This is a genomic window from Comamonas resistens (assembly GCF_030064165.1).
GTDB classification, from domain to species: domain Bacteria; phylum Pseudomonadota; class Gammaproteobacteria; order Burkholderiales; family Burkholderiaceae_C; genus Comamonas; species Comamonas resistens.
In genome coordinates, this window is the sequence record NZ_CP125947.1 from 1,999,203 (window position 1) to 2,019,937 (window position 20,735).

Here is a 20,735-nt window from a genome sequence, read left to right on the forward strand (position 1 = left end):
CCGAGCGCATCTTTCGTATGTCAAAAGACCTCAAGGTGATCTGTTCATGGCTGCTGCTTCCATCGTTCCTTTCACGATCTCCATGGCGCTGGTGCGGGGTATTGCTGCCGGGGTGAGAAGACGCGGCCATGACTGCGAGGAGCTGCTGCTGCGTGCCGGCATAGCCCCTTTGCTGCTGGCGCAGGACGGCGCCAGAGTCACGGCAGACCAGTATGTGGCGTTGATGTGGCGAGTGGTGGAGATGCTGGGGGATGAGGCCATGTGCCAGTTCTCCAGACCGCTCAAGCGCGGCAGCCTGGAGCTGATTGCGCGTCAGGCCCTGTCAGGGCACGGGATGGAGACCGCGTTGCAGCGCATGTGCCAGGCCCATGTGCTGCTGCAGGATCAGGTGGATGTGCAATTGGTGCGTGATGGTGCGCTGGCGGGCATTGTGCTGCGCCCGGTGGGCGATGAGCCTCTGCCCAATTTCCTCTATGAGTTTTCCTTGCGCGTGCTGTGGCGGCTTACTGCCTGGCTGATGGGCGGTACGCTCAAGGTGCAGCACTTTGACTTTGCCTTCGGTCGGCCTGATTACGCCAACGACTACGGCGATACCTTTCCGGCGCCTTTGCATTTCGGCCTGCCGTTTTCGGCATTCTGGTTTGATGCGCGCAAGCTCGCCCGTGTCTGCAGCCGCGACGAGCAGGCGTTGCAGACCTTTGTGGCCAGCTGGCCGGCGGCAGCCATCATGCCGCCGCGTACGGGAGAAGGTGTGGATGCCCGTGTGCATGCCCATTTGCTGCAGTCGCGTCCGCAGTGGGCGGGGCTGGAAGCCACGGCCGCCGAGCTGAACATGTCGGCCCCTACGCTGCAGCGCAAGCTGGCTGCAGCAGGCACCTCCTTTCAGGCCATCAAGGATGAGCTGCGCCGGGATATTGCGGTCTCCCGGCTGGGGACCAGCAAGGTCAGCTTTACCGAGCTGGCGGCAGACCTGGGGTTTGCCGACGCAGCGGCGTTTCAGCGTGCCTTCAAGGGTTGGACGGGCAGCTCTCCCGGCCTTTATCGCGCAAGGCCTGTCGAAAACTGATTGCTTGAAAACCCTTGCGTGAAAGCCCTAGTTATTTTTACAAAGCAAATGATTGGTGAAAATAAAAAAGGCCGATATGCTGCGTCTCATGCAAACAAGTCATGAAGCAGTCATAGCAAAAAAGCGCGGTCGCGGCAGGCCACCCAAATCGGCCGATGAGCGCAATGAAAGCATGCGTCGTGGCGAGCTGGTGAAGGTCGCGGCGCAGCTGTTCAGACAGCGCGGATTTCACGGCACCAGCACACGCGATATCGCTGCAGCCGCAGGCATGCAGCCGGGCTCCCTGTTCTATTTTTTCGAGAGCAAGGAGTCCATCCTGCATGCGGTCATGCGTGACGGAATGGCGCAGGCTGCCACCAGCCAGGCCGCCGCGCTCGATGGGCTGACGGCGCGTGCCAGTGGTGTGCAGCGCCTGCGGGCCCTGGTGCGCAATCACCTGCAGATCATGGTCGGCCCCGAGAGCGACTTCATCCCCGTCATGCTTTACGAATGGCGGCTGCTCAGTGAGGAGCAGCGTGTGGATGTGGGAACGCAAAAAGACGAATACGAGGCGCAGTGGATGCCTGCACTGCAGGCCCTGCATCACACGGGAAAGCTCAAGGCCAGTCCCGAGATTGCGCGCCTGTTGATCTTCGGTGCGTTGAACTGGACGGCTCAATGGTTTACCGAAGGCCGCGGGCTGACGCTGGATGAGTTGACCGAGCAAGCCCTGGCTTTATTCATTGGAGAGCGTTGATGTACCAATCCGTATTCCGTACCGCATTGTTTGCGGGGCAGGTGGTGGTGGTGACCGGTGGCGGCTCGGGCATCGGCCGCTGCGTTGCGCACGAGCTGGCATCCCTGGGCGCCACAGTTGCCTTGGTGGGGCGCAATCAGGACAAGCTGGAGGCGGTTCAAGCCGAGCTGCAGCAGGCCGCAGTACCGGAGGCTAGGGTCAGCCGGCACAGCGCGGATATACGGGATGAGGCTGCCGTCAAAGCGCTGGTGGCCGAGGTTCTGGCCCGCCACGGGCGCATCGACGCCCTGGTCAACAACGCGGGCGGGCAATACATCGCGCCCCTGGCCAGCATCGGCGCCAAGGGCTGGCAGGCTGTGCTGGATACCAACCTCACGGGCGGCTTTTTGATGGCGCGTGAGTGCTTTGTGCAACACATGGCAGAGCATGGCGGCTCCATCGTCAACATGGTGGCCGATATGTGGGGCTCCATGCCGGGCATGGGGCACAGCGGCGCGGCGCGTGCGGGCATGGTCAGTCTTACCGAGACGGCGGCTGCGGAATGGGCACCCCATGGCGTGCGTGTGAATGCGATAGCTCCCGGCTACATCGCCTCCAGCGGCATGGATCACTACCCACCGGAAGCGGCAGCCATGCTGCGCAAGATGCCCGCCACCGTGCCGGCGGGGCGCTTTGGCAACGAGGCTGAGGTTTCCGCCGCCATCGTGTTTTTGCTCAGTCCTGCCGCCAGCTTCATCAGCGGCACGGTGCTGCGCGTTGACGGCGCACGTCCCCAGGTACGCATGGGCATGGGGCCGGTGGCTGCCAGTGCCGAGGTGCAGCAGCGCCAGGCCGTGCGGGCCTTCGATGGCTTTGCGCTCTACCAGACTCCCAAGGTGTTCCAGTCATGAATGTGTTTGCATCGCAATGGAATGCGGCTGGCGAGCTGGCCCAGCAGCGCAGCGCCGCCACGCTGCAGCGTATTGCCGCTTTGCGCGAACTGGAGCAGCGCGCCGCGCAGGCCTCACAACGCTCCAAGCCGCAGTTTGAAAAGCGTGGCCAGTTGCTGCCGCGCGAGCGCGTGGCCCTGCTGCTGGACCCGGGTGCCTCCTGGTTGCCGCTGTGCTCTCTGGCAGGCTATCTGCAGGACAGGGCAGACCCTGAAAAATCCGTGCCCGGCGGCGGCATGCTGGCCGGCATCGGCTTTGTCAGCGGCGTGCGCTGCATGGTCGTGGCCAGCGACTCGGGCATCGAGGCGGGAGCGATCCAGGAAAAAGGCCTGGACAAGATGCTGCGTGTGCAGGAGATCGCGCTGCAGAACAAGCTGCCCTTCATTCATCTGGTCGAAAGCGCGGGAGCCAATCTCATGCGCTACCGCGTGGAAGGCTTTGTGCAGGGCGGTGCGCTGTTTCGCAATCTGGCGCGCCTGTCTGCTGCCGGTATTCCGGTGATCACGGTGCAGCACGGTTCGGGCACGGCTGGCGGTGCCTACATGCCGGGGCTCTCGGATGTGGTCATCATGGTGCGCGGCCGCTCGCGTGCCTTTCTGGCCGGGCCGCCCTTGCTCAAGGCGGCGACAGGTGAAATCGCCACCGAGGAAGAGCTGGGCGGAGCCGAGATGCACACCGGTGTTTCGGGTCTGGGCGAATACCTGGCCGAGGACGACCGCCAGGCCCTGGGCATGGCGCGCGAGATGGTGGCGCAGCTTTCTCAGTGGAAACAGCCTCAGACGCAACCCAGTCAAGCGCTGGCAGCTATGAAGTCAGGAGTTTTCGAGCCGCGCTTCAGTGCCGCGGAGCTGCTGGGGCTGATGCCGCCCCATCACCGTGAACCGGTCGATATGCGTGAGGTCATGGCGCGGCTGGTCGATGGCTCCGAGCTGCTGCTTTTCAAGCCCGGCTATGGCGCGGCCACGGTCTGCGCGCAGGCGCATCTGGGCGGCCATGCCGTGGGACTGATCTCGAACAACGGCCCCATCGATGTGGCGGGGGCCAACAAGGCCACGCACTTCATTCAGTGGATGTGCCAGCTCGGTCATCCCATCATCTATCTGCAGAACACTACGGGCTATATGGTGGGCAAGGACAGCGAGCAGGCCGGCATGATCAAGCACGGCAGCAAGATGATCCAGGCCGTGACCAATGCCACCGTGCCACAGATCACCATCCAGTGCGGCGCCAGCTTTGGGGCGGGCAACTACGGCATGTGCGGCCGTGGTTATGCACCGCGCTTTCTCTTCAGCTGGCCCGGCGCCAAGACCGCGGTAATGGGGGGCGAGCAGGCCGCCCGCACCATGCAGCAGGTCACGGAGGCCGCCATGGCACGCAAGGGGCTGCCTGTGGATGCCGAGCAGCTGCAAAGGCAATACGAGCAGATCACCTCCATGTTCGAAGCCCAGGCCGATGCTTTCTATACCAGCGGACTGCTGCTGGACGACGCCGTGATCGACCCGCGCGACACGCGCGAGGTGCTGAGTTTCTGCCTGGACATGCTGGCCGAGGCCGAGGCCCGCAAGCTGCGCCCCATGCAGTTCGGTGTCGCCCGGATGTAGCTCTTTCGCATTCAAGGCTGGCCCGGTGCAGCCATCCCAGTTTTCCCAAACAGAACGTCAACGGAGACAAGTCATGCAGTGGACCCATGAGCATCTGGAAGTGCGCAAGACCTTGAAGCGCTATATCGACGAGCAGATCAACCCTCATGTCGATGAGTGGGAGGCAGCGGAAATATTCCCGGCGCACAAGGTATTCAAGGGTCTGGGTGATCTGGGGCTGCTGGGTCTGACCAAACCCGAAGCCTTTGGCGGCTCGGGCCTCGACTATTCCTACAGCCTGATGATGGCCGAGACCCTGGGTCATATCCGCTGCGGCGGCGTGCCCATGGCCATAGGCGTGCAGACCGATATGTGTACGCCGGCGCTGGCGCGCTTTGGCAGCGATGAGCTGCGCGAACAGTTTCTGGCTCCGGCCATTGCCGGCGATATGGTGGGCTGCATAGGCGTGAGCGAGCCCGGCGCGGGCAGCGATGTCTCTGGAGTCAAAAGCCATGCACGCAAGGACGGGGACGACTACATCATCAGCGGCCAGAAGATGTGGATCACCAACAGCATCCAGGCCGACTGGATGTGCATGCTGGTCAATACCGGCGACGGCCCGGTGCACAAGAACAAGAGCCTGATCATGGTGCCCATGCGCGACGGCCCGAACGGCAAGCTGACCAAAGGCATAGAGGTGGCGCAGAAGCTGCGCAAGATCGGCATGAACTCTTCGGACACGGGGCTGATCTTTTTTGACGAGGTGCGGGTGCCTCAGCGCTATCTGGTGGGGCAGGAAGGCCAGGGCTTCATCTATCAGATGCAGCAGTTCCAGGAGGAGCGGCTCTGGGCCTCGGCCAGTGGCCTGGTCGCCATGGATGAATGCATACAGGAAACCATCGAGTGGGCGCAGCAGCGGCAGATGTTCGGCTCCACTCTGATAGAGCAGCAATGGGTGCAGTTCAAGCTGGCCGAACTGCAGACCGAGGTCGAGGCGCTGCGTGCGCTGACCTATCGCGCCGCCGATGTCTATATGCAAGGCAAGGATGCGCTGCAGCTGGCCAGCATGGCCAAGCTCAAGACCGGACGCCTCACGCGTGAGGTCGCAGATACCTGCCTGCAGTTCTGGGGCGGCATGGGTTTCACCTGGGACAACCGCATCTCGCGGCTGTACCGCGACGGCCGCCTGGCCTCGATTGGCGGCGGCGCCGACGAGGTGATGCTGGGCATCATCGGCAAGACCATGGGCCTGATCAAGCGCCCCGCGCACTGAAGGAGCGCCTGATGGCCGAAGTGCTTGACATCGATCGCCAGCCCTTGGGCAGCGGCTTCATGGAATGGTGGCGACTTAACTCGCCGCAGACCCGCAATGCCTTGACCGATGAAATGGTGCAGGCGCTGGGCCGCCATTGCGAGCGAGCCCGTGAAGACGCGCAGCTGCGGCTGATTGTGCTGACCGGCAGCGGCGGGCATTTCTGTGCCGGAGGCAGTCTCGGCGGCTTTGCCGGCAGCATTGGCAGGCCTTTGATGCCTGGAGAGAGCGATCCGCTGGTGCAGCTCAATCGCGCGTTCGGCAGCTTGCTGCAGCAGCTGTCGAGCTTGCCCCAGCTGCTGGTGGCCGCAGTGCAAGGTGCCGCCATGGGTGGTGGCATCGGCCTGGTGTGCGTCGCCGATCTGGTGATGGCCGATGCCAGTGCAGTCTTTGCCACGCCAGAGGTGACGCTGGGCATTGTTCCTGCGCAGATTGCCCCCTTTGTGCAGCGCAGGCTGGGCGATGGTCTGGCGCGGCAATGGCTGCTGTGCGGCCAGCGCTGGTCGGCGCAGCAGGCCTTGCAGGCCGGGCTGGTGCAGACCGTGATCCATGCCGAGGATGCTGCCCATTGGCAAAGCCAGCTGCAAGCCCATATGGAGAACCTGGCGCAGGCCGCACCGGCTGCGGTGGCTGCAACCAAGCGGCTGCTGGACGCTGTTGCCGCGCAAAGCCTGGATGCCAGCCTCGATCAGGGTGCACAGGCTTTTGCGGCCGCGCTGAGAGGTACGGAGGCCGGTGCCGGGATCAAGGCTTTCGCCCACAAGCAGCCCGCACCCTGGGCGGTGTCGGGCGATGAAGGAGGCCGCTCATGCAACGAATTCTGATTGCCAATCGCGGCGAGATTGCCTTGCGTGTCATGGCCACGGCCCGCCGCATGGGCATTGAAACCGTGGCCGTCTACTCCGACGCCGACGCGGGCAGCCCGCATGTGCAGCAGGCCGATCAGGCCTATGCGCTGGGCGGGCTGACTTCGGCGCAAAGCTATCTCGATGTGGGCAAGCTGCTGGCAGCGGCAAAGGCCACGGGGGCGGATGCCGTGCACCCTGGCTATGGCTTCCTGAGCGAAGACGCGGGCTTTGCCCAGGCCGTGCTGGAGGCCGGCCTGATCTGGATCGGCCCGCCGCCCGCAGCCATACGCCAGCTGGGCAGCAAGGCTGCGGCCAAGCAGCTGGCCAAGGCGCATGACGTGCCCTGCCTGCCCGGTTATGAGGGCAGTGATCAGACTCATGAGCGCTTTGCCGCCGAGGCTGAACGCATTGGCTATCCGGTCATGGTCAAGGCCGTGGCAGGCGGCGGCGGCCGGGGCATGCGTTTGGTCGAAAGTCCAGCGCAGCTGCAGGCGGCGCTGGTCGGTGCCAGGTCGGAGGCGCTGGCCGGTTTTGGCAACGGCGACATGCTGGTGGAGCGTGCCGTCATGCACCCCCGCCATGTGGAGCTGCAGATCTTTGCCGATACTCAGGGCCATGTGATTCATCTGGGCGAGCGCGACTGCTCGGTGCAGCGCCGCCACCAGAAGATCATCGAAGAATCGCCGAGTCCGGCCGTCAACGCCGATCTGCGCGAGCGCATGGGCGCCTGCGCCGTGGCATTGGCCAAGGCCGCGGGCTATGTGGGTGCGGGCACGGTGGAGTTTCTGCTGGAAGGGCAGGACTTTTATCTGATGGAGATGAATACCCGGTTGCAGGTTGAGCACCCCGTGACCGAGGCGCTGACGGGGCTGGATCTGGTGGAGTGGCAGATTCGTGTGGCGCGCGGCGAGCCCTTGCCCTTGACGCAGGAGCAAGTCCAGTTCCACGGCCATGCCATCGAGGTGCGCCTGTGCGCCGAGGACGAAAACTTTCAACCCCATACGGGTGTGGTGCAGCATTTCCTGGCCCCTGACGCCACGAGCTTTGCACGCTCTGCCTTGCGCTTTGATCATGCGCTACGCACTGGCAGCGAGGTCACGCCCTATTACGACGCCATGCTGGGCAAGCTCATCGTCCATGCTCCATCGCGCGCGCAGGCCATTGACCAGCTCATCCATGCGCTGGGCCAGCTGGTGGTGCTGGGCCTGCCCACGAACCGCGCTTTTCTGATGCAGTGCCTGAACGACAGCGTGTTCAGGCAGGGCCAGGCCCTGATCTCCTATCTGGCCGCTGACGCGGCGCGCCTGCAGCAGCTGCTGCGTGAACAGCAAAGCCTGGCCCACCAGCAATGGGGAGTGCTGTGCGCTGTGGGGCAAGCACCGGGAGGGCTGGCTTGCAGCTATGCCCAGCAGCGCAGGCTGCGTCACCGGGATCAGACCCAGGAGCTGACATTGCAGCCAGCCAGTCGCGCCAGCTGGTGCTTGGAAACAAAGGGCGGTGAGCCCGTCATGCTTCAAATAGATGAGCTGCTGGCGCATGGCTGGCGGGCACGCCGGGCTGGTTTGACTCAAACCGTCCACGCGGTGCCGCTGGGCATGGAAGAAGGCGCGGCTCACTGGCATTTGCAGGCCGGGGCCGTGGACTGGCTGGCGCAAGACGTCAGCTATCTGCCGCCCGAAGGCGCATCGGCTGCAGGGCAGGCCAGTGAGCTGCGTGCTCCGTTCAATGGTCGGGTGGTGCAGCTACAGGTACAGGCAGGCCAGCAACTGCAGGTCAGGGAAACAGCCATCGTGATCGAGTCCATGAAGCTGGAGCATAGCCTTGGCGTGCGCGCGGACTGCGTGGTGGAGGAAGTGCTGGTAGCCCCGGGCCAGCAGGTCACGCCGGGGCAGATATTGCTGCGCCTTGCACCGCTCACCAAGGACATGGCGAGGAACACAGGGGAGGGCCAGGCATGACGGATGTGGCAGACCGCGAAATGCTCTATGACACCGTGCGCCGCTTTGCCACGGAATACATTGCCCCTCATGTCACGGCTTGGGACGAGGCGGGCGAGTTTCCGCGCGAACTCTATAGTCAGGCGGCAGAACTGGGCCTGCTGGGCTTAGGCTATCCCGAGCCTCTGGGCGGAACACCTGCTACGCACGGCCTGCGCGCAGCGCTGTGGCTTGCGCTGTGCCGCCATGGCGCCAGCGGCGGTGTGCTGGCCAGCCTGCTGTCGCACAACATCGGCCTGCCGCCAGTGGTGGCACTGGGCAGCGCTGAACTGCAGCAGCAAGTCGTGCCCGAGGTGCTGGCGGGGCGCAAGATTGCCGCACTGGCCATTACCGAGCCGGGAGGTGGCTCGGACGTGGCCGCGCTGCGCACCCGGGCCCGGCGCGAGGGTGAGCACTATGTGATCGATGGCGAGAAGACCTTCATCACCTCGGGCATGCGTGCCGACTGGCTGACAGTGGCCGTGCGCACGGGCGAGGAGAAAGGCGCCAGCGGTATCTCCTTGTTGCTGGTGCCTGGCGACAGCCCAGGCCTCGCGCGCAGCCGGCTCGACAAGATGGGCTGGCAATGCTCGGACACGGCCCATCTGTTCTTTGACGGCGTGCGCGTGCCTGCCAGCCATCTGCTGGGCGCCGAGGGTGAGGGCTTTCGCGCCATCATGAGCAACTTCAATGGCGAGCGTCTGGGCATTGCCTGCGGCGCCCTGGGCTTTGCCCAGGCCTGCTATGACGAGGCCTTGAGCTGGGCACAGCAGCGCAAGACCTTTGGCGTGACGCTGAACCAGCATCAGGTCATACGCCACAAGCTGGTGGACATGCAGCAGCGCATACGCAGCACCGAAGCTTGGCTGAATGCTGTTGCTGCGCGCGCCGATGCGGGCGACACCGGCGCGGACTGGGTGGGCGAGGTCTGCGTGCTCAAGAACCACGCAACCCAGACCATGCAGCACTGTGCCGACACGGCCGTACAGATTCTGGGCGGCATGGGCTTTATGCGCGGCACTGTCAGTGAGCGCATCTACCGCGAGGTCAAGGTGCTGACGATCGGCGGCGGCACCGAGGAAATCATGAAAGAGCTGGCGGCACGCCAGTGGCATATTTAGTGCGAAATTGGGCTGAAACGCTTTTCTGTAAAGCGTTATCAGCTTCTATTTGAGGAGCAAAAATGTCTGAAAAAGCCATCATCACCTGTTCCATCACCGGCGTGCTGACTGATCCCGAGCAGCACCATGTGCCGGTCACGCCCGAGCAGTTGGCGCAGGAGGCACGCCGAGCCTATGACGCCGGGGCCTCCGTGGTCCATGTGCATTTTCGCAAGCAGGAGGCGGGCAAGGGGCATCTGCCAAGCTGGGAGCCCGAGGTTGCCAAGGCCTGCGTGGATGCCATGCGCGCAGCCTGCCCGGATCTGATCATCAATCAGACCACGGGAGTGGTCGGCCCCAACTACCAGGGGCCGCTGGACTGCCTGCGTGCAACCCGCCCAGAGATGGCAGCCTGCAATGCGGGATCGCTCAACTACCTGAAGGTGCGCAGCAACGGCCAATGGGCCTGGCCGCCCATGCTGTTCGACAACCAGCCCGCCAAGGTACAGGACTTTCTCGACGTCATGGCCGAGACGAACACGCTGCCTGAGTTCGAGTGCTTTGACGTGGGCATCGTTCGCTGTGTGGGCATGTATGTGGAAACCGGCATGTACCAAGGCCTGCCCGAGTACAACTTCGTCATGGGCGTGGAGTCCGGCATGCCGGCCGACCCTGATCTGCTGCCGATTCTGCTCAAGCTCAAGATCAAGGACGCGCCCTGGCAGACCACGCTGATAGGCCGTAGTGAAATCTGGCCCACGCATTTGCGCACGGCAGAGCTGGGCGGCCATTTGCGCAGCGGGCTGGAGGACACCTTCTATCTGCCCGACGGCAGCAAGGTCACATCGAACGCCCCGCTGATAGAGCAACTGGCCCGCTATGCGCGTGATGTGGGGCGTGATGTGGCAACGCCTCAGGAGGCGCGCCGGATATTGCATCTGGCGGCCTGAAACGAGGGGCGGAGGCAGCATGCATACGGATTCCCCTGTACAGACCGTTGCCCAGGCGCTGGCGCGCACGGTGGCCCGTTTTCCGCAAAGACCCGCCTATATCGACCAGGGGCAAAGCCATGACTGGCAGCAAATCGATGCCCTGGCCGAGGCCTGGGCTCGGCGCCTGTCCGCCATGGGCCTGCGCCGTGGCGACCGCATAGGCGTGATCCTGACCAATGGCCTGCCCTGGATTCTCAGCTATCTGGCGGCAGCCAGGATGGGTGCGGTCATCTTGGGCCTGAGCCTGCGCTACCGCGATACCGAGCTGGATTTCATGCTGGCTGACAGCCGGGTCAAGGCCGTGCTGGCACCGCGCGAGTTCGCCGGCTTTGACTATATGGACTATCTGGAGCGGGCTTGCCGGCGGTTCCCGACGCTGGAGCATCTGGTCTGGGTGGACCAGCAGTTTGTACCGGAGCTGCAATCTGCCGCCAGTGCAGGAGAGGCGGCTTCGCCGGGCTGGGAGCCTCAGCCCGAGGATCTGCTGCTGATCATCTATACCTCGGGCACTACGGGCAGGCCCAAGGCGGCGGGCCTCAGCCATCGCTCGCAACTGGGCTCGGCACAGGCCCAGTGTGCCCATGTGCGTGCCACGGCCGATGATCTGGTGCAGCTGGCCATGCCGCTCAACCATGTGGGTGGCATTACCTGCGGCGTGCTGACCATGCTGCTGGCGGGTGGCTGCTGCGAACTGGTGCCGATGTTCAGCCCCGAAGCGGTGCTGAAAATGGCGCAGCAGCATTCGCCGACCTGGATGGTGGGCGTGCCCACCATGCTGACCTTGCTGCTCATGCACCCGTTGCTGGAGCAGACCGATCTGAGCCGGCTGAGGCTGATTGTGGTCGGTGGCTCGAATGTGGAGCCTGCCTTGCTCAACCGCGTGCAGCAATTGTTTCCCGGCGTGGCCATCATGAATCTCTACGGCTTGTCCGAGACTTCGGGAGCCATCGTCATGACGCCCTGGCAGGCCAGCCAGCAGGCCTTGCTGCACAGCATAGGCAAGCCACTGGAGGGCGCCGAGCTGCGCGTGGTCAAGGCCGATGGCCGGGACGCTGTGCAGGGCGAGGTGGGTGAGCTGTGGTTTCGCGGCGCCGGGGTGATTCCCGGCTATGTGGGCCAGCAGCAGGATTCTTCGGCCTTCGATGACCAGGGCTGGATGCATTCCGGCGACCTGGGCCTTGTGGATGGGGAGGGGCTGGTCCACCTCATGGGGCGCCAGAAGGATATGTTCATCCAGGGGGGCTTCAACGTCTATCCCAGCGAGGTGGAAGGCGTGATTGCCGGCTACCCCGGTGTGCTGATGGTGGCCGGTATTGGCGTGCCAGACCCCGTGCTGGGCGAGGTGGGGCGCTATTTTGTCGTGCCCAGGCCTGATGCGCAGATCAACGAGGCGGCGCTGCAGGACTATTGCCGACGGCATCTGGCCGATTACAAGGTGCCGCGCCAGATCGTGCTGCGCCAGAACCTGCCGCTGACTCCGGCCGGAAAGATTCAGAAGGCGCTGCTGCGCCAGGAAGGAGCCTGACCATGAATGTGCAATTCGATTTCAGCGGCCGCCATGTGATGGTGTTTGGCGGCACCACGGGCATCAATCTGGGCATTGCCCAGTGCTATGCAAGAGCGGGAGCCCGCGTCACCGTGGCCAGCCGCAAGCAGGCCAATGTGGATGCGGCCGTGGCCACGCTGGGTGCGGCGGCCCTCGGCGTGGTGGCCGATGTGCGTGATGAGCAGACGGTGGCGGCGGCACTGACCCAGGCAGTGGAGCGTCATGGTCCTATCGATGTGCTGGTGTCCGGCGCGGCGGGCAATTTCCTCGCGCCTGCCGATCAGATGTCCTCCAATGCCTTCAAGGTGGTGCTGGATATCGACCTGCTGGGCAGCTTTCATGTGGCGCGCCATGCCGTCCAGCACCTGCACCCCGGTGCCTCCAGCCTGATCTTCATCACGGCGCCGCAGTCTGTCGTGCCCATGGCCTACCAGGCCCATGTCTGCGCTGCCAAGGCCGGTGTGGATCAGCTCACAAGAGTGCTGGCGCTGGAATGGGGGGCACGCGGTGTGCGCGTCAATGCGATATCGCCCGGCCCGATTGCCGGCACCGAAGGCATGCGCCGGCTGGCGCCGCAGGGCGAGCAGGGGGATGCCCTGGTGAGGCAGATGGTGCCGCTGGGGCGCATGGGCACGACCGACGATATAGGCCAGCTGGCCCTGTTTCTGGGCAGCGACGCGGCCAGCTATATCTCGGGCACGGTGATTGCCTGCGATGGCGGTGCCCAGGGCCAGCTCTCGCCCATGATTGCGGCCGCCGCCGATGGCGTATTGAAAAAGACATAACAAGCAAAAAAGCGTGGGAGTGTGGGTGATCTGAGTTTTTCCAGGACAAGCACTATCAAGGAGACAAGCCATGATCGAGATGAATCTGTCGCAGCAGGCGCGCCGCATACGGCGCATTGCTCTCGGGGATCTGCTGTACCGCACGGCCGCAAAGTTCGGGCAGCGCACGGCGCTGGTCGATGGCGAGCAACGTATCAGCTATGCCGAGCTGGACGCGCGCAGCTCGCGCTTTGCCCGCTATCTGCTGGACAGCATAGGGCCGGGCAAGCAGGTGGGCATGCTGTGCGCCAACTCCATCGACATGGTGGTGGCCTTCAACGGCATCCACAAGGCCAGCCAGGTCTGGGTGCCCGTCAACATCAAGCTCGATGTGGCCGCCATAGGCTATATCCTGCAGCATGCGGAAGTTTCTGCCGTGGTGGTGGACCAGGAAATGCTGGGCTTGCCGGGGCTGGTCGATCTGCTCAAACAGCTGGCCGTGCCGCTGATCCTCACGCGCGTGGCTGCAGGGTCTGAGCTGGGTATGACTGTCGATGGCCTGACCTTGACCCAGGCCGAGGCCGGCCAGTCCGACCAACTGCCCGAGGTCGAGATTGACGACAACCAGGCTGCGCTGCTGATGTACACCAGTGGCACCACGGGAAATCCCAAAGGGGTGGTGCACTCCCATCTATCGGTGTATTCCGCCATCCAGGGCAATATCGACGAGATCCATTATCGTGAAACCGATGTGCTCAGCGGCTGGCTGCCGCTGTTTCACTGTGCCCAGCACTCGCTGACGCAGACGGCGATTGCCACCGGTGCCTGCACGGTGCTGACGCGCGCTTTTGTGCCGGCAGAAGTGGGGCAACTGGTCATCATGGAGGGGGTGACGATTTTTGTGGGCCTGCCGCTGATGTATGCGGCCGTGCTGGCCGATCCCGGCTTTGCGCCTACGACCATCCGCCAGTGCATCTATGCCATGGCGCCTATTCCCAAGCCGCTGATTGCGCAGATTGCCAAGCGCATGAGTGACAACCTGTCGCTGGCTACGGGGCAGACCGAAATCTACCCGGCCACTATGACCTTCTACCCCATGCTCAACCCCGACTGCGATGCCAATTTCTGGGGCAGCAGCCTGTCCACCTGCGAGACGGCCATCATGGATGACGACGGCAATCTGCTGGGGCCGGGCCAGGTCGGGGAGATCGTGCACCGGGGCCCCAATGTCATGCTGGGTTACTTCAAGGACCCCAAGGCCACGGCCGAGGCCCAGAAGTTTGGTTGGCATCACACCGGCGATCTTGGTATCTGGGATGCCAAGGGCCGCATGGAGTTTGTCGACCGCAAGAAGGACATGATCAAGACCGGTGGCGAGAACGTGGCCAGCGTCAAGGTCGAGGCCGTGGTGCTGGCTCACCCGGAGATCGCGGCTGCAGCCGTCTTCGGCCTGCCGCATCCGCACTGGAGCGAGGCGGTCTGCGCATTTGTGATGCGCAAGCCCGGAACCTCGGTCGATGCCGACTCGGTGCTTGCCCACTGCCGCCAGCATCTGGGCGGCTTTGAAGTGCCCAAGCTTGTGCACTTTGTCGATGCCTTTCCTTCCACGGCCACGGGCAAGGTGCAGAAGAACGTGATGCGCAGGCAGTTCGAGCAGATTGCCAGGGATCTATGGGGCGAGTGATGCCCGCCGTGGATTGAAACAGGCCAGCGAGAGCTGGCCTTTTTGTCATCACTCCACGGTTTCCGGTGTCCAGGCAAAGACGGGGACAGTGCGCTCGGCAATGATCTTGTTGCGAGCCTCCAGCAAGGGGTAGAGCATTTCCGGCTGGGGAACGATCCAGTATTCGCCGCGCTCAATGGCTGCAAAAACCAGGCTGGCAAACTCATCGCTGCCCATGCCGTTTGCATCGAGCATATGGCTCATCATGCCGTGAAACTGCGCCGATGCTGCGGATGGTGCTTCTCTGAAGATGGCGGTCTTGACCGGGCCTGGAGCCAGCAGCGAGACCTTGATATGCGGGTTCAGGGTGGCCAGCTCGTTGGCCAGGCTTTCGGTCAGCGCCACCACGGCGAACTTGGTGGCGGAATAGGGGGCCATCAGCGGACTGGGCAAAAAGCCTCCGACCGATGCCGTATTGATGATGCGCGCGGGTCTGTCTGCCTTGAGCAGGCGTGGCACAAAAGCGCGCAGGCCGTTGACGATGCCGTTGACGTTGACCTGCCAGGCCTGCTGCCATTGGGTGTCGCCGATCTCCCAGCAATTGCCGGTGGACAGCACGCCTGCGTTGTTGAACAGCAGATCGACCTGGCCAAATGCGGCATAGGCCTTGTCGGCCAGGGCATCCAGCGAGTCCTGTTTGGTGACATCGGTCACGACGGCAAGCGCTTGCTCGCCCAGCGCATGTGCGACAGCGTCCAGTTTTTCCTGATCCCGGTCGGCCAGGACGAGCTTCATTCCCTGGGCTGCGGCCTGTCTGGCAAGGCCCGCACCAATACCACTGGCAGCTCCAGTGATGACAGCAACTTTCATGATTTCCTCATTTCAATCAATGCGATTTGATTAAAGCATTGAATGATTAAGAAAAATTTCCATGATTTCCCACTTGACAGAATTAGCGCATATTTACAGTGCTCATGATCGATTAAATATAAACACGGGGTTGACATAAAAATTCAAGGGGCACAGTATGTCTGAATGAATTAATGGTTTTCCCTAAAATACTTTTATCTTGGACTTTGTGCAAAGATAATTATTTCAATTCATGCTATTGATATAAATGAAAGATAAAAAATGGGGATGAATCGTCGAAGATTAGATATGTGATGAGAGCTGAATGAATCCAGTGGGAATGGATAAAAATGAGTATAGGCGGGGCGCCACGATTGCGGGCGTCCACTGCATGCTTGTTGCGTCAAGGGACTGTGATCGAGAATCTGAGTGTCGATTCCGGTTGAGTATATATTGATTCCATTCCTCCCGTTTGATTATGCTCCTGATAGTCGAAGGAATAGGCTGAACTTTACATTATCAGGATTTATCTAATGAATGTCCAAGTATTCGAAAATTTCGGATGAAGAGCTTGATGATATGACTATCTTGATTTTTTCCGTAAACCGCAATTTTATGGTGTTTGAATAATTGAGATGTATTGTGATAATTTGAATTGATTTGTGGCGCCATATTTATAGAGTGCAGATTTTTCAGATGCACAGCTGATGATCCAACGGGAGGAATCTGGCAGGAATTTATCCGTTTCAGCGAAGAGCTGTGAGTCCAGGTTCACGGCACGTTGTTGCCTGCTGGGCTTATGGCTCTACTCCATTTGCACTACATGGGGAATCGCAGTCCCCTGCATTGTCCGGTCTGCTTCGCAGACTCACGGCAACGGGCGAGGACATGGCCGTAATCTGGCGAGACTGCCAGCCTGAACAACAGGTCTATCTTCCGGTGTCGGTGGCGCCGCATTCGGGCCATGAAGGCTTGTCTTGGCCGGCCCTGGCGATGGGGAGGATCGCTGCAATTCTTATCCCCGCATCATGTGGACGCTTCTGTGGAAAACTGGGGTTGCAAATGGCGAAACCCGCGCCAGGCGGTGCTTTCCACGGATTGCCTAAAAAATGGACGATCTGCGCAAAATGGATGAATTAAGGGTTTTTACCAGGGGTGAGAGGCCCAATCATAGGTCGTAAAAAAGCCCGCAACCGAGGCCGGTTTGCGGGCTTTTGATGCAGAGCATCTGCCGGAATTCAGGCCAGCGGCTTGGGGGCTGGGCGTGTGCGGTAGAACTGCATGGGGTGTTCCTGCATTTCCTTGGCATGCTGGTTCATCACCGACTTCTTCATCTTGCCCACCACATGCATCTCGCAGGGCTTGCAGTCAAAGCGCAGCGTGAGTTTTTCCTTGCCGTTGATCAGCTGCAGCGGCTCGGCCTTGATCGTTCCCTTGACGCCGATCACGCCCTTGGCCTGCTTGGGGCACAGGCTCATCGAGAAGCGCACACAGTGCTTGGTGATCATCAGCGAGACTTCGCCTTCCTCTTCCTTGCTCTCGTAGGCAGCATCGATCACCTTCACGCCATGCTTGACATAGAAGTCATGCGCCTTCTGGTTGAACACATTGGCCAGATAGGTGAGCGTGTCTTCGGGGAAGGGCACGGGAGGCTCCACGGGCTTGGCGCGGGGCAGACGGATGAAGCCTGATTCGCGTGCGGCTTCCAGCGAGGCCACGGCATCGCGGCGCAGCTGGTTGAGCACCGAGGCGGGCACGAACCAGGGCTGGCTCAGGTTGAGCGCAATATCATGCACCGCAAAAATCGTGGCGCCAAAGCGGCCCAACTGCTCGCGCAGCGTGGTTTCGGCCTTGGCTGCATCGGTTGCGGCCTGATGCTCGTTGTCGATCTCGGCATAGCCGACAAAGCCGTCGTCGTCGGTCAGTTGCAGTGCAAAGCCCTTCGCCGTCTCCTTGAGCTCGGCCCACAGGCCGATACGACGTTCGCTGGATTTCTTCTCCAGCGTACGCACCCAGTCCATATCGCGGTTGCGGTTGATCTCCAGGCCCTTGCGCAGGTCCTTGAACTCGGCAATCTCATTCTTGGGGAACACGCGCCAGATGCCTTTCTTGGCATGCATGCACTCGGCGCGGTTGATGTGCACGCCCACGAGTTCCTTTTGCAGGTCGTAGTAGCACAGGCCGTCGCCGTTGTGCAGCTCGGTGGCCTTGTCGCTGGCTTCGATCTCGAACCACTTGTCGCCCACCTGGGTGACCCAGCCGATGGCACGGCCCGGAGTCTTGGGCGTGTCGAATGCGCCGATGTCGTCCTTGCGGCCATTGACGAAGTAGTCGGTGAACTCGCGGTTGAAGTTCTGGTCGGGATCGGGCTCGAAGGTGAAGCTGGTGCGGCCAGACGACGAGCGAGCAAGGGGCGCATCGGAGAACTCACGTTCTTCGATGATTTCGTCCAGCAGCTTGCGGTAGTGGGCGGTGATGTTCTTCACATAGCCCATGTCCTTGTAGCGGCCCTCGATCTTGAAGCTGCGCACGCCAGCGTCTATCAGCGCTCGCAGATTGTCGCTCTGATTGTTGTCCTTCATGGACAGCACATGCTTTTCGTGGGCGATGATGCGGCCGCTGGCGTCCGTCACCTCATAGGGCAGGCGACAAGCCTGGTTGCAGTCGCCGCGGTTGGCGCTGCGGCCGGTGTGGGCGTGGCTGATGAAGCACTGGCCCGAATAGGCCACGCACAGCGCGCCATGCACGAAGAACTCGATCGTGGTGCGCGCCGGATCGGTGGCGGCGCGCACGGCGGCGATCTGGCGCAGGTCCAGTTCGCGCGCCACCACGATCTGTGACAGGCCTGCATCCTGCAGAAAGCGGGCTTTTTCGGGTGTGCGGATGTCGGTCTGGGTGGAGGCATGCAGCTGGATAGGAGGCATGTCCAGCTCCAGCAGGCCCATGTCCTGGATGATCAGCGCGTCGGCGCCTGCGTTGTAGATCTGCCAGGCCATATCGCGCGCGCCTTCCAACTCGTCGTCGCGCAAGATGGTGTTGAGCGTGATGAAGATGCGGCTGCCAAAGCGATGGGCATGCTTGATCAGACGCTCAAGATCACGAATGTCATTGCCCGCCGTGGCGCGCGCACCAAAGGCCGGACCGCCGATATAGACGGCGTCCGCTCCATGGTTGACGGCTTCAATGCCGATATCGGCATCGCGGGCCGGGGACAGGAGTTCGAGCTGGTGGGGCAGGAGAGACATAGGGGCCGGATTATCTCAGCACCCCGTAATTTCAGCGCGGCGGTGGGTAATCGTCTGTTTCAATGCCCGCGAGGACTGAAGGTGCGTGGAAACACCACCGGCCCGCTGCGGTCTGCCAGCCGGTAGCCCATGGCCGGGCGGTTGGATGTGCCATCGACATGGCCGGCCTCGACCAGGAACTGCGCCGCCAGCATGCGGGTACGAAAGCCGCTTTTGTCCACGGTGCGGCCCAGCACGGTTTCATAGACCTGCTGCAACTGGGGCAGGGTAAAGGGCTCGGTCAGCAGAAAGGCGGGCAGTGAGGTGTATTCCACCTTGCTGCGCAGCCGTTCCACGGCAGCTACCAGTATTTCCCAGTGGTCGAATGCCAGCTGAGGCGCCGCCAGCAGTTCGTCCACATCGAACCAGGCGACATCGGCTGCGTTGGCGCCCTTGGTCAGCGCAATATCGGCACCGGGAATCAGGGCGAAGTACACATGGGTGGCAGACCAGCCGCGCGGGTCGCGGGCTGCACCGCCCCAGCTGCCCAGCTGTTCCAGATAAGGGCTGTCCACCCCGGTTTTTTCGCGCAGCTTGCGCCGTGCACAGGCCAGCAGGTCGGCATCCAGGTCCACATTGACAAAACCACCGGGTAGCGCCCAAAGACCGGGGAATGGATCGTCTGCTTGCCCCGGACGCTGCACCAGCAGCACTTTGAGCGCCTTATCAAGAATGGTGAAGATCACCACGTCCACCGTCGTATAGGGGCGAGGAAAGTCCGGTGCCGGTTTGGCGTGACGCTGTGCAACGGTCATAGGCAGGGCTTGACGGGTTGAATGATGGGTTGTATTGTACAACTTGCTTAAGTTGCTCAATACAACTTAATGGGCGACCCGGGGCTGCCTTGATCTGGAACTTTCCATTTCAGGACGGGCCTCGATTCAGGAACCGAACACAAAAGAACAATATGCAAGATAAGAACACCATGACGACGGCGCGCAGCAAATTTCTCAGCCTGGTATTGCGGCACAGCCCGCAAACCATTGGCTTGAAGCTCGATAGCGCAGGCTGGGCACGCACCGATGAACTGCTGGCATGCCTTGCGCGTTCAGGCAGGCGCACAAGCCTTGAAGAGTTGCAGGCTGTGGTGGCTGACAACAACAAGCAGCGTTTTGCCTTCAGCGAAGACGGCAGCCGCATTCGTGCCAATCAGGGGCACTCCATCCCTATCGAGCTGGAACTGGCGCCCCAGCAGCCACCGGTCGAGCTGTATCACGGCACGGCTACGCGCTTTCTGGACGCCATCTTCCGGGAAGGACTGACACGCCAGAGTCGCCACCATGTGCACCTGTCGGCCAGTACCGAGACCGCCGCTGCGGTGGGGCGGCGCCATGGCAAGCTGGCCTTGCTGCGGGTCGACGCCGCGCGCATGGCGGCCGATGGCCATGTGTTCTATTGCTCGGACAACGGTGTCTGGCTGACCGATGCCGTGCCCGTTAGCTATCTGGCCAAGCTGGCGGTATGAATACCTCAAAACTGATAGCGCTTGACGCTGACGGTGTGCTGCTCGATTACAACCTGGCTTATGCCGGTGCTTGGGAGAGGGCCTTTGGCCAGCGCCCGGCTCTGCGCAATCCGCAGGCTTACTGGGCGGTGGAGCGCTGGGGCGTACCTGTCCTGCAGGGCGAGGCCTTGCAGCGCTTTCGCAGCAGCTTCGATGCGCAGTTCTGGTCTACCGTGCCCGCGATTGCCGGGGCGGTGCGGGCCTGTGAAAAGCTGGTCGCGGCCGGCTATGAGCTGGTGTGCGTCTCCGCACTCAAACCTGAATTTGCCCAGGCCCGCCAGGCTAATCTGAAGGCGCTGGGATTTCCCATAGAGAAGGTGATGGCAACCAGTAGTGAGGCTGCGAACGGGCGCAGTCCCAAGGCCCATGCCTTGGCGCAACTGCGGCCTGTGGCCTTTGTCGATGATTTCCTGCCCTATTTCCAGGGCGTTCCAGCGCAGATCCATTCCGCCTTGGTATTGCGCGAGCCTGAAGGCTCTCCGAACCATGGAGCCGGACTGGATGCGGTGCATTCCAGTCATTCCCATCTGGCGCAGTTTGCCGATTGGTGGTTGGCACGCTGACGCTTTTACAGTTTTTCAAGAAG

18 protein-coding genes are annotated in these 20,735 nt (G+C 62.1%); 15 read left to right on the forward strand and 3 right to left on the reverse strand.

Annotated elements, in window-relative coordinates:
* Positions 1 to 46 precede the first annotated feature (46 nt).
* The 12 genes from QMY55_RS09400 (at position 47) to QMY55_RS09455 (ending at position 14,533) form a co-directional block, all read left to right on the forward strand.
* Complete coding sequence (locus QMY55_RS09400; RefSeq protein ID WP_283488343.1) at positions 47 to 1,066, forward strand: AraC family transcriptional regulator; 1,020 nt, start codon at positions 47 to 49, stop codon at positions 1,064 to 1,066.
* Between the two features lie 88 nt (positions 1,067 to 1,154).
* Positions 1,155 to 1,802, forward strand: a complete 648-nt coding sequence (locus QMY55_RS09405) for a TetR/AcrR family transcriptional regulator (protein WP_283488344.1) — start codon at positions 1,155 to 1,157, stop codon at positions 1,800 to 1,802.
* Positions 1,802 to 2,692, forward strand: coding sequence for an SDR family oxidoreductase (locus QMY55_RS09410; RefSeq protein ID WP_283488345.1), 891 nt, complete (start codon positions 1,802 to 1,804; stop codon positions 2,690 to 2,692). Before QMY55_RS09405 ends, QMY55_RS09410 begins: the two co-directional genes overlap by 1 nt.
* A complete protein-coding gene (locus tag QMY55_RS09415) occupies positions 2,689 to 4,332 on the forward strand; it encodes an acyl-CoA carboxylase subunit beta (RefSeq protein ID WP_283488346.1) in 1,644 nt (547 codons plus the stop codon). The genes QMY55_RS09410 and QMY55_RS09415 overlap by 4 nt, the downstream gene beginning before the upstream one ends.
* Before the next feature lie 73 nt (positions 4,333 to 4,405).
* Positions 4,406 to 5,584 carry an acyl-CoA dehydrogenase family protein gene (locus QMY55_RS09420; RefSeq protein ID WP_283488347.1) on the forward strand — a complete coding sequence of 393 codons (1,179 nt, stop codon included), beginning with the start codon at positions 4,406 to 4,408 and terminating at the stop codon, positions 5,582 to 5,584.
* Between the two features lie 11 nt (positions 5,585 to 5,595).
* Complete coding sequence (locus QMY55_RS09425) at positions 5,596 to 6,447, forward strand: enoyl-CoA hydratase/isomerase family protein (protein WP_283488348.1); 852 nt, start codon at positions 5,596 to 5,598, stop codon at positions 6,445 to 6,447.
* On the forward strand, positions 6,432 to 8,429 hold the full coding sequence (locus tag QMY55_RS09430; protein ID WP_283488349.1) for an ATP-binding protein: 1,998 nt from the start codon (positions 6,432 to 6,434) through the stop codon (positions 8,427 to 8,429). Before QMY55_RS09425 ends, QMY55_RS09430 begins: the two co-directional genes overlap by 16 nt.
* Positions 8,426 to 9,568: an acyl-CoA dehydrogenase family protein gene (locus tag QMY55_RS09435; protein WP_283488350.1), complete on the forward strand. Its 1,143-nt coding sequence runs from the start codon at positions 8,426 to 8,428 to the stop codon at positions 9,566 to 9,568. Before QMY55_RS09430 ends, QMY55_RS09435 begins: the two co-directional genes overlap by 4 nt.
* 62 nt (positions 9,569 to 9,630) lie before the next feature.
* Positions 9,631 to 10,497 carry a BKACE family enzyme gene (locus tag QMY55_RS09440; RefSeq protein ID WP_283488351.1) on the forward strand — a complete coding sequence of 289 codons (867 nt, stop codon included), beginning with the start codon at positions 9,631 to 9,633 and terminating at the stop codon, positions 10,495 to 10,497.
* 19 nt (positions 10,498 to 10,516) lie between these two features.
* Complete coding sequence (locus QMY55_RS09445; protein WP_283488352.1) at positions 10,517 to 12,064, forward strand: class I adenylate-forming enzyme family protein; 1,548 nt, start codon at positions 10,517 to 10,519, stop codon at positions 12,062 to 12,064.
* A gap of 2 nt (positions 12,065 to 12,066) precedes the next feature.
* Positions 12,067 to 12,870, forward strand: a complete 804-nt coding sequence (locus QMY55_RS09450) for an SDR family oxidoreductase (protein ID WP_283488353.1) — start codon at positions 12,067 to 12,069, stop codon at positions 12,868 to 12,870.
* A 70-nt stretch (positions 12,871 to 12,940) separates the two neighbouring features.
* Complete coding sequence (locus QMY55_RS09455; RefSeq protein ID WP_283488354.1) at positions 12,941 to 14,533, forward strand: class I adenylate-forming enzyme family protein; 1,593 nt, start codon at positions 12,941 to 12,943, stop codon at positions 14,531 to 14,533.
* Positions 14,534 to 14,581: 48 nt separating this feature from the next.
* Here QMY55_RS09455 and QMY55_RS09460 read toward each other — a convergent pair whose 3' ends face one another.
* Positions 14,582 to 15,382, reverse strand: coding sequence for an SDR family oxidoreductase (locus QMY55_RS09460; protein WP_283488355.1), 801 nt, complete (start codon positions 15,380 to 15,382; stop codon positions 14,582 to 14,584).
* An 867-nt stretch (positions 15,383 to 16,249) separates the two neighbouring features.
* On the opposite strand from QMY55_RS09460, the gene QMY55_RS09465 reads away from it, so the two are divergent.
* Positions 16,250 to 16,501 (forward strand): hypothetical protein, encoded by a 252-nt coding sequence (locus tag QMY55_RS09465; RefSeq protein ID WP_283488357.1) that lies wholly within the window; start codon positions 16,250 to 16,252, stop codon positions 16,499 to 16,501.
* A 98-nt stretch (positions 16,502 to 16,599) separates the two neighbouring features.
* On the opposite strand, the gene QMY55_RS09470 is transcribed toward QMY55_RS09465, so the two are convergent.
* Positions 16,600 to 18,606 (reverse strand): peptidase U32 family protein, encoded by a 2,007-nt coding sequence (locus tag QMY55_RS09470; protein ID WP_283488358.1) that lies wholly within the window; start codon positions 18,604 to 18,606, stop codon positions 16,600 to 16,602.
* 59 nt (positions 18,607 to 18,665) lie between these two features.
* Complete coding sequence (locus tag QMY55_RS09475) at positions 18,666 to 19,400, reverse strand: NUDIX hydrolase (RefSeq protein ID WP_283488359.1); 735 nt, start codon at positions 19,398 to 19,400, stop codon at positions 18,666 to 18,668.
* A gap of 152 nt (positions 19,401 to 19,552) precedes the next feature.
* On the opposite strand from QMY55_RS09475, the gene QMY55_RS09480 reads away from it, so the two are divergent.
* Positions 19,553 to 20,110, forward strand: coding sequence for an RNA 2'-phosphotransferase (locus tag QMY55_RS09480; RefSeq protein ID WP_283488360.1), 558 nt, complete (start codon positions 19,553 to 19,555; stop codon positions 20,108 to 20,110).
* Positions 20,107 to 20,712, forward strand: a complete 606-nt coding sequence (locus QMY55_RS09485) for an HAD family hydrolase (RefSeq protein ID WP_283488361.1) — start codon at positions 20,107 to 20,109, stop codon at positions 20,710 to 20,712. Before QMY55_RS09480 ends, QMY55_RS09485 begins: the two co-directional genes overlap by 4 nt.
* Positions 20,713 to 20,735: the final 23 nt, after the last annotated feature.